General features: G+C 72.8%; 13 protein-coding genes. 7 read left to right on the top strand and 6 right to left on the bottom strand.

Going from position 1 to position 13,677, the window contains the following annotated elements; translation table 11 throughout:
- Positions 1–26: 26 nt before the first annotated feature.
- Positions 27–1,346, top strand: coding sequence for an MFS transporter (locus ACYVID_RS12465; RefSeq protein WP_460737469.1), 1,320 nt, complete (start codon positions 27–29; stop codon positions 1,344–1,346).
- Positions 1,347–1,597: 251 nt separating this feature from the next.
- On the opposite strand, the gene ACYVID_RS12460 is transcribed toward ACYVID_RS12465, so the two are convergent.
- Genes ACYVID_RS12460 through ACYVID_RS12450 form a run of 3 tightly spaced genes read right to left on the bottom strand, consistent with a single transcriptional unit; the run spans position 1,598 to position 4,607 of the window.
- Positions 1,598–2,521 (bottom strand): pseudouridine-5'-phosphate glycosidase, encoded by a 924-nt coding sequence (locus ACYVID_RS12460; protein ID WP_460737467.1) that lies wholly within the window; start codon positions 2,519–2,521, stop codon positions 1,598–1,600.
- Entirely contained in the window at positions 2,518–3,405 is an 888-nt protein-coding gene (locus ACYVID_RS12455; protein WP_460737465.1) for a PfkB family carbohydrate kinase, read from the bottom strand. Before ACYVID_RS12455 ends, ACYVID_RS12460 begins: the two co-directional genes overlap by 4 nt.
- Positions 3,402–4,607: a cytochrome P450 gene (locus ACYVID_RS12450; RefSeq protein ID WP_460737463.1), complete on the bottom strand. Its 1,206-nt coding sequence runs from the start codon at positions 4,605–4,607 to the stop codon at positions 3,402–3,404. Before ACYVID_RS12450 ends, ACYVID_RS12455 begins: the two co-directional genes overlap by 4 nt.
- Positions 4,608–4,815: 208 nt before the next feature.
- Here ACYVID_RS12450 and ACYVID_RS12445 point away from each other — a divergent pair, with 208 nt between their 5' ends.
- Both ACYVID_RS12445 and ACYVID_RS12440 read left to right on the top strand, forming a co-directional pair.
- The gene (locus tag ACYVID_RS12445; RefSeq protein ID WP_460737461.1) at positions 4,816–5,805 is read left to right on the top strand and encodes an ATP-binding cassette domain-containing protein; all 990 of its coding nucleotides are present in this window, start codon (positions 4,816–4,818) and stop codon (positions 5,803–5,805) included.
- Positions 5,802–6,662 carry an ABC transporter permease gene (locus ACYVID_RS12440; protein WP_460737459.1) on the top strand — a complete coding sequence of 287 codons (861 nt, stop codon included), beginning with the start codon at positions 5,802–5,804 and terminating at the stop codon, positions 6,660–6,662. The genes ACYVID_RS12445 and ACYVID_RS12440 overlap by 4 nt, the downstream gene beginning before the upstream one ends.
- 75 nt (positions 6,663–6,737) lie before the next feature.
- Here the strand turns inward: ACYVID_RS12440 and ACYVID_RS12435 are convergent, their stop codons facing one another.
- Both ACYVID_RS12435 and ACYVID_RS12430 read right to left on the bottom strand, forming a co-directional pair.
- Positions 6,738–9,566 carry an alpha-amylase family glycosyl hydrolase gene (locus ACYVID_RS12435; RefSeq protein ID WP_460737457.1) on the bottom strand — a complete coding sequence of 943 codons (2,829 nt, stop codon included), beginning with the start codon at positions 9,564–9,566 and terminating at the stop codon, positions 6,738–6,740.
- 115 nt (positions 9,567–9,681) lie between these two features.
- On the bottom strand, positions 9,682–10,884 hold the full coding sequence (locus ACYVID_RS12430; RefSeq protein WP_460737455.1) for a RimK family alpha-L-glutamate ligase: 1,203 nt from the start codon (positions 10,882–10,884) through the stop codon (positions 9,682–9,684).
- 35 nt (positions 10,885–10,919) lie between these two features.
- Between ACYVID_RS12430 and ACYVID_RS12425 the strand changes: the two genes are divergently transcribed.
- The 4 genes from ACYVID_RS12425 to ACYVID_RS12410 all read left to right on the top strand — a co-directional run bounded on the left by ACYVID_RS12425 (position 10,920) and on the right by ACYVID_RS12410 (position 13,160).
- Positions 10,920–11,408, top strand: a complete 489-nt coding sequence (locus ACYVID_RS12425) for an ATP-dependent zinc protease family protein (RefSeq protein WP_300645257.1) — start codon at positions 10,920–10,922, stop codon at positions 11,406–11,408.
- A 73-nt stretch (positions 11,409–11,481) separates the two neighbouring features.
- Complete coding sequence (locus ACYVID_RS12420; RefSeq protein ID WP_460737452.1) at positions 11,482–12,501, top strand: succinylglutamate desuccinylase/aspartoacylase family protein; 1,020 nt, start codon at positions 11,482–11,484, stop codon at positions 12,499–12,501.
- A 19-nt stretch (positions 12,502–12,520) separates the two neighbouring features.
- A complete protein-coding gene (locus ACYVID_RS12415) occupies positions 12,521–12,775 on the top strand; it encodes a hypothetical protein (RefSeq protein ID WP_460737450.1) in 255 nt (84 codons plus the stop codon).
- Entirely contained in the window at positions 12,768–13,160 is a 393-nt protein-coding gene (locus ACYVID_RS12410; protein WP_460737448.1) for a hypothetical protein, read from the top strand. The genes ACYVID_RS12415 and ACYVID_RS12410 overlap by 8 nt, the downstream gene beginning before the upstream one ends.
- Before the next feature lie 182 nt (positions 13,161–13,342).
- On the opposite strand, the gene ACYVID_RS12405 is transcribed toward ACYVID_RS12410, so the two are convergent.
- On the bottom strand, positions 13,343–13,600 hold the full coding sequence (locus tag ACYVID_RS12405; RefSeq protein ID WP_460737446.1) for a hypothetical protein: 258 nt from the start codon (positions 13,598–13,600) through the stop codon (positions 13,343–13,345).
- Between the last annotated feature and the right edge of the window lie 77 nt (positions 13,601–13,677).

Below are 13,677 nucleotides of genomic sequence, written 5' to 3'. Positions count from 1 at the left end.
TCGTGACCCGGCGTAGGTTCCCAGCCGTGGCAGGCGGGGCGGCAGGGCGAGGCGGGCGGCTGCGGGGGCTGACCGCGGACACCCGACCGCTGCGGGTCCCGGACTTCCGTCGCCTGTGGACCGCCAACATCATCACCGTCATCGGTGCCCAGCTCACGGTCGTCGCGGTGCCGGCCCAGATCTACGCCGACACCGGCTCCTCGGCGTACGTCGGGCTCACGGGGGTGTTCGGGCTCGTCCCGCTCGTGGTCTTCGGCCTGTACGGCGGGGCGCTGGCCGACGTCTTCGACCGCCGCTCGATCCTGCTCGTCACGACGCTGGGGCTCATCGTGACCAGCGGGCTCTTCGCGGCGCAGGCCTTCGCGGGCTCGACGAACGTGTGGCTGCTGCTGTCGCTGTTCTCGGTGCAGCAGGCCTTCTTCGCCGTCAACCAGCCCACGCGCGCCGCGCTGCTGCCCAAGCTGCTGCCCGACGAGCTGCTGCCCGCGGCGAACTCGCTCAACATGACCGTCTTCCAGGCCGGCGCCATCGCCGGGCCTCTGGTCGCCGGGATCCTCATCCCGTTCACCGGCTTCGCCTGGTTGTACGCCGCCGACACGCTCTGCCTGCTCGCGACGATCTACGCCGTGCTGCGGCTGCCGCCGCTCGCCGTCGACGGGGTCGTCGGCGGGGTGCCCGGGGTGCGCGCGGTGGTCGACGGCTTCGCCTACCTGCGCCACCAGCCGGTGCTGCTGATGTCCTTCGTCGTCGACATCATCGCGATGGTCTTCGGGATGCCGCGGGCGCTCTTCCCCGAGATCGCGAACCGTGACTTCGGCGGACCGGCCGAGGGCGGGCTGGTCTTCGCGCTGCTCTTCGCCGGCATCCCCGCCGGCGCCGTGGTGGGCGGCGTGCTCAGCGGGTGGGTGTCGCGGGTCTCGCGCCAGGGGCTGGCCGTCGTCGTGTGCATCGTGGTGTGGGGCCTGGCGATGGCCGGCTTCGGCGTCGCGGTGCTCCTGGCCGGGGCGTTCGGGGAGTCCTGGCAGCGGCTGATGCTGGTGACGGCGCTGCTCATGCTCATCGTCGGCGGTGCGGCCGACATGGCCTCCGCGGCGTTCCGGTCCTCGATGCTGCAGAGCGCGGCGGCCGACGCGGTCCGCGGCCGCCTGCAGGGGGTCTTCACCGTCGTCGTCGCCGGCGGGCCCCGGGTCGCCGACGTCGCGCACGGCGCCATCGCCGCAGCCGTCGGGGCCGGCGCCGCCGCAGCCGGTGGCGGGGTGCTCGTCGTGGTCGGCGTCGTCGCCGCCGCGGTCCTGGTCCCCTCGTTCGTCCGCTACCGCGTCACCACCGCCCCCACCCCCCGCTGACCCGTCGCAACTTCGGTGCTGACCCGCCGCAACTTTGGGGCCGACCCGCCGCGTCTTCGGTGCTGACCCGTCGCAACCTCGGTGCTGACCCGCCGCATCTTCGATCCTCCCGAGGACGCGACGGGTCACTCTCGAAAACGGGGCGGGTCACCCCCGAAAACAGGGCAGGTCACCCCCGAAAACAGGGCAGGTCACCCCCGAAGACGGGGCGGGTCAACGGAGACCCCGGGAGCAGCACGGAGGAGCGAGGATCAGCCGGCGAGGGCGACCGCGACCGCGGAGCCGTACGCCGCGTTGGCCCGGACGAGGGCGATGTTGGTGGCCAGGGAGGAGCCGTCGGTGAGCTCGACGATGCGGCCGAGCAGGTAGGGCGTGGTGGCCTTGCCCGTGATGCCGAGGGCGGCCATGTCGCCCAGCGCCCGGTCGATGACCACGCCGATCTCCTCGGCGGGGATCTCGTCCTCGGCGGGGACGGGGTGGGCGATGACGACTCCGCAGTCGAGCCCCAGGTCCCATGTGGCGCGTACGACGGCGGCCGCCTCGTCGGCGCCGTCGACCCGCATCGGGGCGGCGAAGCCGCTGGCGCGGGAGTAGAACGACGGGAACTCCTCGGCCCCCTCGACCAGCACCGGGACGCCCAGGGTCTCGAGCACCTCGAGGGTCAGCCCGATGTCGAGGATCGACTTCACCCCGGCGGAGACGACCGCGACCCGGGTGCGCGCGAGCTCGGTGAGGTCGGCGGAGACGTCCATCGAGGTCGCGGCCCCCTGGTGCACCCCGCCGAGGCCGCCGGTCACGAAGACCTCGATGCCGGCCATCGCCGCGAGCCGCATCGTGGCGGCGACGGTGGTGGCCCCGTGCAGGCCGCGCGCGGCGACGTACGGCAGGTCCCGCACGCTGGCCTTCACCACGTCGGGGTGCGAGGCGAGCAGCTCCAGGTCCTCGCCGGTCAGCCCGACGCGCGGGCGTCCGTCGAGCACCGCGATGGTCGCCGGCACGGCTCCGCACGAGCGGACGATCCCCTCGACCTCCAGCGCCATGGCGACGTTGTCGGGGTAGGGCATGCCGTGGCTGATGATCGTCGACTCCAGCGCCACGACCGGTCGCCCCTCGCGGAGGGCCGTGGCGACCTCGTCGGTGAGGGTCAGCATCGGGTGCGGCGTCGGACGGCTCATCGGGCCAGCATCTCCCGCAGGTCGGGGCGGACGGTGAGCGGGGAGGCGACGGTGAGCGCCGCGGCCTCCTGGGCGTACGCCGCCGCCTCGGCGTCCCCCGCACCCGCGAGCACCGCGTGGCACCACGCCGCGAGCATCGCGTCGCCCGCACCGGTGACGTCCACGACCTCCGCCTCCAGCACCCCCACGGCGACCTCCAGCGGCGGTGACCCGGCCACGTGCAGGCGGGAGCCGGCAGCGCCCAGCCGCTCCCACACCAGCGCGCACCCCCGCGCGTGCAGCGCCGCGGCCCCGCCGAGCGCGACCAGCTCCTCGGCGTTGGGGGTGACGCAGCGCAGGTCGCGCAGCTCGGGTGCGAGCCGGGTCGCCTTCGGCACGCTCACGGGGTCGACGACCACGGGCACGCCCGCCGCGCGCGCGAGCTCCCGGGCCGCGGCGAAGGTGTCGACGCGCAGGTTGCCGTCGAGCACGAGCATCGCGGCGGCCGCGACCAGGTCGGCCGGCACGTCGCCGGGGGCCAGGTCGTCGGTCGCCGACATGTCGGCGACCCCGGCGACCAGCTCGCCGCGGTGGTCCAGCAGCGCGGTGTAGGACCCGGTCGCCCCGGGGCGGCGCCGCACGGCCGCGACGTCGACGCCGGCCGCCGCGGTCGCCTCGAGCACGAGGGTCCCCATCGTGTCCTCGCCCACGACACCGACGAGCGCGACGGACGTGCCGAGGCGCGCGAGGTTCTCCGCGATGTTGCGCCCCACCCCGCCCGGGGTGAGCGTGGCGGTGCCGGGGTTGGAGGTGCCGGGCACGAGCGGGGCGCTGGTACGGGCCTTGAGGTCGGCGTTGACGCCGCCGACCACGACGACAGGGCCGACGGGACCGACGGGGCTCACGGGCGGCCCACGAACGGCACCGCGACCGGCCGCCGGACGTAGGGCCCCGGCGCCCAGGTGACGGCCGAGGTGTCGACCTCGAAGTCCGGGTACGCCGCCAGCAGCTCCTCCAGCGCCACCCGCGCCTGCAGCCGGGCGACGGCCGCTCCGAGGCAGTGGTGGCTGCCCTGGGAGAAGCTGAGGACCTGGCTCGGCCGACGCCCCACGTCGAGCCGCTCGGCGTCGGGGCCGTAGCGCCGCGGGTCGCGGTTGCCGGCGGCGTACAGCAGCAGGACCTTGCGGCCCTCGGGGATGCGTACGCCGTGCAGCTCGACGTCGCGGGTGGTGGTGCGCGCCAACCCCTGCACGGGCGAGGTGAGCCGGAGCAGCTCCTCGACGGCGACCCCGATCGGCACCTGCGCCGACACCAACCGGGCACGCTCGGCGGGCGCCTCGGCCAGGAGCTGCACCGCGCCGCCGAGCAGTCCGGTGGTGGTGTCGTTGCCGCCGGTGACCATCGTGAAGACGTAGCCCAGGACCGCCACCAGCCCGTCGGGGTCGTCGGCACGACCGGCCGCCACGAGGTGGGAGACGGTGTCCGGACCGGGGTCGGCGCCGGGCCGCTCGCGCAGCTCGCGCCGACGCCGCTCCACGAGCGCGGCGAAGTAGGTCAGCATCTCCCCGGCCGCCTCGGCAGCCTGCAGTGCGTCGCCCGACCCACCGGCGGCCACGATCGCCTCGGTCCAGCCGTCGAAGGACGCCCGATCGGCCTCGGGCACCCCGAGGTAGTGCGCCACCACCATGCTCGGCAGCGGCTTGAAGAGCGCCTCCACGACGTCCCCGCCGTCGGCCACCGCGGGCAGCCGCTCGCGCACGAAGTCGCGCACGACCGGCTCGAGGTCACCCACCTGGCGCGGCGTAAACCCCCGGGCGACGAGCTTGCGGAACGCCGTGTGCGCCGGTGGGTCCTGCATCACCAGCGGCGGCTCGGCCAGGCCGATCGCCTCCAGCTCGCCGTACGCCGTCGTCAGCCCCTGCGCGGAGGAGAAGGTGGCGGTGTCGACCGCGGCGGCGAGGACGTCGGCGTGCCGCGACAGCACGTAGAAGTCGTGGTCGGGACGACCGGACGGCACCACGTGGTGCACGGGGTCGTGGTCGCGCAGCGCGGCGTACTCCGCCCAGGGGTCCGCCCAGTCCTCGCCCCCGCGTTGCCGGAACGTCACCGACCGTGTGTCCGCCCGTCCATCCACGCGGCACACGCTGGACCACGCGAGTGCCGGTGTCCAGGGTGGCGCGCACCGATGAGTCCGAATGTCGGTGGCGGTCCATAGCCTTCGCACGGCATCGTCAGCTGTCGTCCGGCACCCCGCCGGCAGCGCGCCGGCACCCGCTCGCCACCCAGCCCGTCCCCCGCACACCCCCGAGGACGCGATGACCGACATGATCAGGGCCACCGGCCTGGTGAAGAGGTACAAGGACGTCGAGGCGCTCGCCGGGCTCGACCTCGACGTGCCCGAGGGCAAGGTGCTCGCGCTCCTCGGACCCAACGGCGCCGGCAAGACCACCGCCGTGCGCGTGCTCACCACGCTGCTCAAGCCCGACGCCGGCTCCGCCGTCGTCGCCGGCGTCGACGTGCTCGCCGACCCCGACGGGGTGCGCTCGCGCATCGGCCTGTCGGGCCAGTACGCCGCGGTCGACGAGCACCTGACCGGCTTCGAGAACCTCGAGATGGTCGGCCGCCTCTACGGCATGTCCCGCACCGCGGCCCGGGCCCGCGCCCGGGAGCTGCTGGAGCGCTTCGACCTGGCCGACGCCGGGGACCGCCCGTCCAAGACCTTCTCGGGCGGCATGCGCCGGCGCCTCGACCTGGCCGGTGCGCTCGTGGCGGCCCCGCCGGTGCTGGTGCTCGACGAGCCGACCACGGGTCTGGACCCGCGCAGCCGCGTGGGGATGTGGGACGTCATCCGCGAGCTGGTGGCCTCGGGCGCGACGCTGCTGCTGACCACGCAGTACCTCGAGGAGGCCGACCGGCTCGCCGACGACATCCTCGTGATCGACCACGGACGCGCGATCGCGCGCGGCACCGCCGACCAGCTCAAGGCCCAGACCGGCGGCGAGCGGGTGGAGGTCGTGCTGGCCCACCCCGCCGACCGCGACCGGGTGCAGCGGCTCATGGCCGAGGTCGCGACCGGCGAGATCGGGGTCGCCGAGAACGGCCGCGAGCTCACCGCCGCCGTCGACGGTGGCGTCGGGTCGCTGCGCCGGCTGCTCGAGGGCCTGGAGCGCGAGCGGGTCGAGGTCCTCGACATCGGCCTGCGCCGACCCACCCTCGACGACGTCTTCCTGACCCTCACCGGCCACGCCAGCGAGGACGCCGCTGCCGACGCCACGACCGACCCGACCGCCGAGGTGACCCGATGACCACGCCCGCCCCCTCCTCGCCTCCCAGCCCGCTCGAGCAGGCCCGTCCCAACGGCGTCGTGCGCGCCCTCACCGACGGCTGGGTCGTCGCCAAGCGCAACCTGATCAAGATCAAGCGGGTGCCCGAGGTCCTCGTCTTCGTCCTGATCAGCCCGATCATGTTCGTGCTGCTGTTCGCCTTCGTCTTCGGCGGGGCGATCGACCCGGGCGGTGAGGTCGCCTACCGCGAGTTCCTCATCGCCGGGATCTTCGCCCAGACCGTCGTCTTCGGCGCCACGTTCACCGGCGCGGGCCTGGCCGAGGACATGCAGAAGGGCATCATAGACCGCTTCCGGTCGCTGCCGATGTCGCCGGCCGCGGTGCTCGTCGGCCGCACGACCTCCGACGTCGTCTACAACGTGCTGAGCCTGATCATCATGGCGCTGACCGGCCTGCTGGTCGGCTGGCGGATCCGCGAGGGCGTCCTCGACGCGATCCTCGGCTTCGGGCTGCTGCTGCTCTTCGCCTACGCCGTCAGCTGGGTCATGGCCTGGGTCGGGCTGATGGTCCCGAGCGTCGAGGTCATCAACAACGCCTCGTTCATCGTGATCATGCCGCTGACGTTCGTCTCCAACGCCTTCGTGCCGCTGGAGTCCTTCAGCGGGTTCCTGCGCACGCTGGTGGAGTGGAACCCGGTCTCCGCGCTCACGCAAGCCAGCCGCGAGCTCTTCGGCAACATCGACCCGAGCATCCCCGCACCCGAGGCCTGGCCCCAGCAGAACGCCGAGCTCTACACCCTCATCTGGGTCGCGATCATCCTGCTGGTCTTCGTGCCGCTCTCGGTCCGGCAGTACCGCCTCTCCGCCGGCAAGGCCTGAGGCCCCGGGTCACACGTCAGCCGACGTCATACGGACGGGACGTCCATCGGTCCCGTCCGTATGACGTCGCAGCGCTCAACCGGCCGGCGCGACCGCCGGCACCTTGCTCACCTGGTCCCAGGTGAAGGTGTAGTCGCCACCACCGGCCGGCACCGACAGCGACAGGTTGTCGCCACCGGCCGCGCCCCCGGCGCCGTAGTTCTCGTCCCACGAGCCGTCGACGGCGACCTTCCACTCGTACTCGCCCTCCGGCAGCGTGAAGGTGGCCCGCCACAGCCCGTCGGTCTCGTCGAACTCCAGCCGGCTCTCGGTGCAGCCGGGCTGCCAGTCGTCCGGGCAGCCGATCTCCGACTGCAGGCTGCCCGCGACGGTGACCGACTCCCGGGCCGGCGTGGGCGCGGCGGTCACGACGGTGACCGGGCGGGAACGCACGACCCGGTCGCCCACGACCATCGAGGCCCGGTAGGACACCGAGGTGCCCAGGTCGAGCTCGCTCACGTCGTCGTCGACGGTGTAGACCGGCGAGGAGGAGTCGGTGCCGATCTCGGTCCAGGACCCGTCGCCGACGCGGCGCTCGAAGGTCACGACCTGGTCGGGGTGCTCCGGGTCGGGCACGGTCGAGACCCGCACGGGGTCGATGGCGGTCACGGAGCCGTCGGAGCCGGAGGTGGTCACCTCCAGGCGCGGCGGTGCCACGGTGGCGCGCCGGACCTCCGAGGCCCGGGTGTGACCGGCGTTGTCCAGCACCACGGCGCGGTACTGCACGCGGGTGCCGGGCTCGGCGTCGTACAGGTCGTGGAAGACGCGGTACGGCGCGGAGTCGTCGGTGCCGATGGGCGTCCACTCCTCGCCGGGCTCGCGGGCCAGGAAGGTGACCTCGGCGAAGGATGAGTAGTCGCGCAGGTCGGCCTGCACGAGGTAGCGGCTGTGCGCCTCCTGCGACGGAGCCGGGGCACGCAGCGTGATCTTCGGTGCCGTGCGCGACGCGGGCAGCGGGGCGGTCGCGCGGTAGACGACCGAGCCGGTCGCGGGGACCTCGAGGCTGACCTCGCCCCGCCGGTCGGTGCGCAGCCGGTCCGGTCCCTCACCGTAGATGCGCTCGAGCCGCTGGCCGCCGGCGAAGGTCGAGGTCGTGACGCGCGCGGGCTCCTCGCTGTTGTTGACGGCCACGACGTACTCGACCTGCTCCTCGGCGTCGATGCGGGAGAAGACCAGCGCGCCGCCCTCGGCGGTGCGCACCTGCATGGCACCGGTGCTCAGGGCCGGGTGCTCCTCGCGCAGCGCGGCCAGTCCGGAGATGTGCTGGTAGAGCGGGTGGTCGGTGTCGAAGTTGTCCTCGGCGGGCGTCGAGGAGGAGCCGAGCTGCTCGTCGTCGACGTACTCCGGGGTGGTGCTGGGGAACATGTCCTGGCGCGCCAGCTGGTCGCCGCCGGTGCCGGTGAAGCCCTGCTCGTCGCCGTAGAAGACGACCGGGTTGCCACGCGAGAGGTAGAGCAGGTCGTGGGCGAGCCGCGACCGGGCCAGCTTCACCTCCGCGGTGGCGTCCGGGTCGTCGGCGCCCAGGAAGTGGCCGATCCGGCCCATGTCGTGGTTGCCCAGGAAGGTCGGCAGCACCGAGGCGTTGGAGTCGGCGTCGGTGTACCAGTCGTCGGCGAGGAAGAAGTCACGCAGCGCGGCGGCGCTGCCCTGGCGGGAGATGAAGTCGCGCGCGGCCCACTGGAACGGGAAGTCCAGGATCGCCTGCATGCCGAGGTGGGTCGTGTAGTGCGAGGTGAAGGAGGTCGCCTCGGCGTCGCTGCCGTCGAGGGCGACCTCACCGAACATGAAGAAGTCCGGCTTGCCGTTGGCGCGGGCGTAGTCGAGCAGCCCCGGTCCGAAGGCCTTCCAGAACTCGTCGTCGACGTGCTTCATGGTGTCGATGCGGAAGCCGTCGATGCCGAACTCGCCGACCCAGGTGCGGTAGATGTCGATCATCCCGTCGCGCACGGTCGGGTGCTCGGTGAAGAGGTCGTCGAGACCGAAGAAGTCGCCGTACTGGCTGTCCTCGCCGACGAAGGTCGTGTTGCCGCGGTTGTGGTAGAGGCTCGGGTCGTTGAGCCAGGCCGGGACCTTCAGGTCCTCCTCGCCCTCCTCCAGCACGGGGGTGTAGGGGAAGGACGTCGCCGGGTCCATCAGCGGGAAGTCGTCGGTGCCGGCGAAGTCGCGGTCGTCGAAGGGGTCCCCGGCGGCGGTGCGGTAGGGCTCGACGTCCTTGTCGACGTACGCCGTGCGCGCCCCCTCCTCGTAGCCGATCACGTCGGCGGTGTGGTTGGTGATGATGTCGAAGTAGACCTTCATCCCCCGCGCGTGGGCGGCGTCGACGAGGGCGGCGAGCTCCTCGTTGGTGCCCAGGTGCGGGTCGACCTGCGTGAAGTCGGTGATCCAGTAGCCGTGGTAGCCGGCCGAGGGACCGTCCTCGAGCTGGACCGCCTTGTTCTTGAAGATCGGCGTGAGCCAGATGGCGTCGGTGCCCAGGCCCTGGACGTAGTCGAGCTTCTCGGTCAGGCCGGCGAGGTCGCCGCCGTGGTAGAAGCCCTTGGCACTCGGGTCGAAGCCGTGCTCGAGCCGGCCGCCCTCGATCCCGCCGGTGTCGTTGGCGGGGTCGCCGTTGGCGAAGCGGTCGCCCATGACGAAGTAGAAGTTCTGGTCGGCGCCCGCGGGGCGCAGCGCGTGGTCGGCGAGGGACCGCACGCCCTTGCCCGGACGGCCGGGCTTGGCGGCCGCCGGCGTGGCGGTCGGTCCGGCGCCGTCGTCGGCCCGGGCCGGGGCGGTGGCCGGCCCGGCGAAGGTCAGGGCGCCCAGCGTGAGGGCGCCGACCGCGGAGGCGGCGAGCGAGCGCCGCGTCCGGGCAGGGGTGTGACCCATGGATTCCTCCCGAGAAGTGTGGGGACGAGCCGGGGTCTGTGACCCGGCTCACAACGAGCGGGAGGCTAGCCAGCCGGAGGTGGACCGGTCAACCAGGCGAGTACGGGTGACGGGCTCAGCCAGCCGGTGGCACGTCGTGGATCGGCTCCTTGGGCAGCTTCTTCAGCTTCCGGCTGCGCTTGCGCCGGCTGGGGATCATCGAGCGCATCTCCTCGAGCTTGCCGAAGCAGAGCAGCCGGTCGCCGGCCTCGAGGACGTGCTGGGCGTTGGGGTTGGGGATGACCTGGGTGCCGCGGTGCAGGGTCAGCGCACTGATGTCCTTCTCCCGCAGGCTCGACTGCCCGAGCGTCTTGCCCACGAGGTCGGAGGCCTCACCGACCTGGATCTCGGCGACGCCGTACCCCGTCGAGACGGTCAGCCGCTGCCGCACGTCGATCTCGGGGAAGGCGACCTGGTTGTCGATGTAGTCGATGATCGCGCCGGCGACATCGAGCTTGGTGGCGGTCTCGATCCCCTCCAGGCCCGGGGAGGAGTTGACCTCCATCACCAGCGGACCGTCGTTGCCCTCGAGCATGTCGACGCCCGCGACCCGCAGGCCCATGATCTGGGCCGACCGCACGGCCGCGCGCTCGAAGGCCGGGTCGAGGTCGACCGGCTCCACGGACCCGCCGCGGTGCACGTTGGAGCGGAACTCGTCGCCCTGCGCGACCCGGCGCATCGCCGCCACGACCCGGTCTCCGACGACCAGGGCGCGGATGTCGCGGCCCTTGGACTCCTTGACGAAGCGCTGGATCAGCACGTTCTGCCGGGTCGACTGCAGCGTCTCGATGATCGCCTCGGCGACCTTGATGTCGGGGGCCAGGATGACGCCGATGCCCTGGGTGCCCTCGAGCAGCTTGATGACCACCGGCGCCCCGCCGACCCGCTCGATCGCGGGGATCACGTCGCCGCGGCCCTGCACGAAGGTCGTGGCCGGCATCCCGATCTGGTGGCGGGACAGGATCTGGGTCGCGCGGAGCTTGTCGCGGCTGTTGGCGATGCCCCACGAGGTGTTGGGCGTGTAGACGTCCATCTGCTCGAACTGCCGCACCACCGCGGTGCCGAAGTAGGTGATGGAGTTGCCGATCCTCGGCAGGATCGCGTCGTAGTGCGAGAGCTGCTTGCCGCGGAACTGCAGGTCCGGCTCGTCACCCGACAGGTCGATGCCGAAGCGCAGGGTGTTGAGCACCTTGACCGTGTGCCCACGGTCCAGCGCGGCGGTGCGCAGGCGCTGCGTACTGTACGAGCGGGGTGCGCGGGAGAGGATCGCTAGCTTCATGACCACCCGAGTCTGGAGGAAGGAGAGTCGAGGACGTGCCTGACGACCTGCCCGCCCCCGACCCTTCCTACACCCTCGCGGGGTGGCGTGAGTGGGTGAGCCTGCCCGGCGTGGGAGTCCCGTGGATCAAGGCCAAGCTCGACACCGGCGCCCGCAGCTCGGCGATCCACGCCTTCGACCTGAGCGAGGAGCGGGTCGGCGGCGAGCGCTGGGTCTCCTTCTCCGTCCACCCCTGGCAGGCCACCGACGAGGACGCCGTCGCCGCGCGGTGCCCGGTGATCGACGTGCGCGAGGTGCGCTCCTCCTCCGGCCACGCCGAGGAGCGGCTGGTCGTGCCGATGGACGTCACGCTGATGGGCCGCACCATCTCCTGCGAGATGACGCTGTCGCGGCGTGACGAGATGGGCTTCCGGATGCTCGTGGGGCGCGAGGCGCTGCGGCAGGGGTACGCCGTCGACCCGGGACGGTCCTACCTCGGGCCGCGCCCGCCCGTCGCCGTACGACGCCGCAACCGCGGGCGCTGAGCCGCACCTGCCCGGACGACCCGGCCTGGTCGACCCGGCCAGACCACCCGGCCGGTCGCCCTAGGCTGCCCCCGTGCCCCGCGACTCCTTCGAGATCGGTCCCGTGCGGGTCCGTGCGGGCCGCAAGCAGGCGCTGGCCCTGCCCATCACCCGGCTCGTGACCGGCGCCGACGTCGACCTCCCGGTCCGCGTCGTGCACGGGCGGCAGGAGGGCCCGACGGTCTGGATCGACGCGGCCATCCACGGCGACGAGGCCGTGGGGGTGGAGGTCATCCGGCAGGTGCTGGCCGACCTGGACGCCAAGAAGCTGCGCGGCACGGTGATCGCGGTGCCCATCGTCAACGTGCTCGGCTTCATGAACGGCGACCGCTACCTGCCGGACCGCCGCGACCTCAACCGCTCCTTCCCCGGCTCCAGGCGCGGGTCGCTGGCCGCCCGGATCGCCCACCTCGTGATGACCGAGGTGGTCGCCAAGTGCGAGGTCGGCATCGACCTGCACACCGGCTCGGACCGCCGCACCAACCTCCCGCAGATCCGCGCCGACCTCGAGGACGAGCGCACCCGCGAGCTGTCCCTGGCGTTCGGCGCCCCGGTGATGCTGCACGCCCGCCTGCGCGACGGCTCGCTCCGCGCGGCGGCGCGGGAGGCCGGCGCGAAGGTGCTGCTCTACGAGGCCGGCGAGGCGTGGCGGATGGACGGCTGGGCGGTCGACGCCGGTGTCCTCGGCGTACGCCGGGTGCTGGCCCACCTCGGGATGATCGACCCGCTCGAGGACGACTCACCCCCCGTGACGCTGGAGTCGTGGCGCTCGGGCTGGGTCCGCGCCCGCGGCACCGGGATGCTGCACCTGGAGGCCGAGCTCGGCCAGCGGGTGACCCGCGGCCAGCGGCTCGGCGGCCTCTTCGACTCCTTCGGCAAGCGGGTGCGGCTGGTGCACGCCGACCGCGACGGCATCGTCGTCGGCCGCACCGAGGCGCCCCTGGTCAGCTCCGGCGACGCGGTCGTCCACCTCGCCGAGGTCCTGGACGGCTCGACCTCGGCCGTGGCCGCCGAGCCCGAGCCGGACACCGTCGAGGAGACCGACGAGGCCTGAGCGTGGCAATGGCCCGCGCGTGCTGCGAGACGACGTGCGGGCCGTCGAGCACGCCAGGCAGGCCTCGCCCCTCGAGCGTGGTGCGCTGGGGAAGATCCTCCCTGCCGAGGAGATCTACGCCGAGTTCGACGAGGCCACCCAGGCCACCGAGGAGAACCTCGTCGACCTGATGGACTCCCTGGAGGGGATGGCCGAGCGCCTCCAGCTGTGCCGCGACCTCTTCGTGGCCACCGACCAGATCATCGCCGAGGGCCTGGACAGGATGCGTGGTTGAGGTGGCCGACGTCTGGGCAGAGGCCGAGCGATCGATGTCGGGTCTGATCGACGGTGTCTACTCCCTGATGCGGCCGCTGGTCGATCCGCTGGTGGAGAAGTGGGACTCCGTCACTGGTGACGACGCCTCGGTCCATGCCACGGCCGACCGGTGGAGAGACATGGCCGACGACCTGCGTCAGGTTGCCGCAGGCGCCCGCGAATCAGCTGCGTCGACCCATGCCACGTGGGCGGGCCTAGCCCATGACCCCTTCGGCGCGGCAGCCGCCGACCTGGCGACCCAGATCGACGACATCGCCGGGCAGCTCGAGGGGGTGAGCGCCTTGACTTCAAGAAGCGATTCGTCTTCCGCGCGGCCGTCGAGAAGCCGATCGTCCGGCACCTGACCGGGCTCGACGGCAACTGGAAGGTCCCGGCCTACGAGCTGGCCAACGTGCACTACAACTACGGCGAGGAACCACCACAGGTCCCAGGACTCACGCGCTGAGCGGGGCTGCAGTCCCATGGCCGTGAGCCAGCGCCGTGAGCCAGCGCCGTGAGCCAGGGCCGTGCGATGGTCGGCGGGAGGTCAGCGGCGGGTGCGCTCGCGCAGACTGCGACCCGCCTGCCAGGCCCAGCTGAGCGCCCACCACGCGACGACGAGGAGGAACACGCCGCCGCCGGCGAGACCGCCGAGCACGACGCCCTCCCCCTCGGCCACCAGGTAGCCCACCCCGGCGCCGGTGAGCACCAGCACCGCCGCGACCAGGAAGGCCTTCAGGTCCCCACCCAGGTCACCGGCCGCGTCACTGAGGAAGGTGCGTCCCGCACCACGATCCTCTGCCACGCCGGCAGGCTACCCACGCTCCACCCGCCCCGACCGGCACCGGCGGGGTGCAGCCGACGGGACGGGTCGGACCTCGA

It is taken from the genome of Nocardioides ginkgobilobae (assembly GCF_054781275.1).
Note: the sequence above shows the minus strand (reverse complement) of the source record. Positions and strands in the feature narration are given on the sequence as shown.

What these genes read in the sequence shown, in the direction of transcription:
- ACYVID_RS12440 (WP_460737459.1), top strand. Translation starts at nt 5,802, where the DNA reads ATGACCACGCCCGCCCCCTCCTCGCCTCCCAGCCCGCTCGAGCAGGCC.
- ACYVID_RS12435 (WP_460737457.1), bottom strand. Translation starts at nt 9,566, where the DNA reads ATGGGTCACACCCCTGCCCGGACGCGGCGCTCGCTCGCCGCCTCCGCG.
- ACYVID_RS12430 (WP_460737455.1), bottom strand. Translation starts at nt 10,884, where the DNA reads ATGAAGCTAGCGATCCTCTCCCGCGCACCCCGCTCGTACAGTACGCAG.
- ACYVID_RS12445 (WP_460737461.1), top strand. Translation starts at nt 4,816, where the DNA reads ATGACCGACATGATCAGGGCCACCGGCCTGGTGAAGAGGTACAAGGAC.
- ACYVID_RS12460 (WP_460737467.1), bottom strand. Translation starts at nt 2,521, where the DNA reads ATGAGCCGTCCGACGCCGCACCCGATGCTGACCCTCACCGACGAGGTC.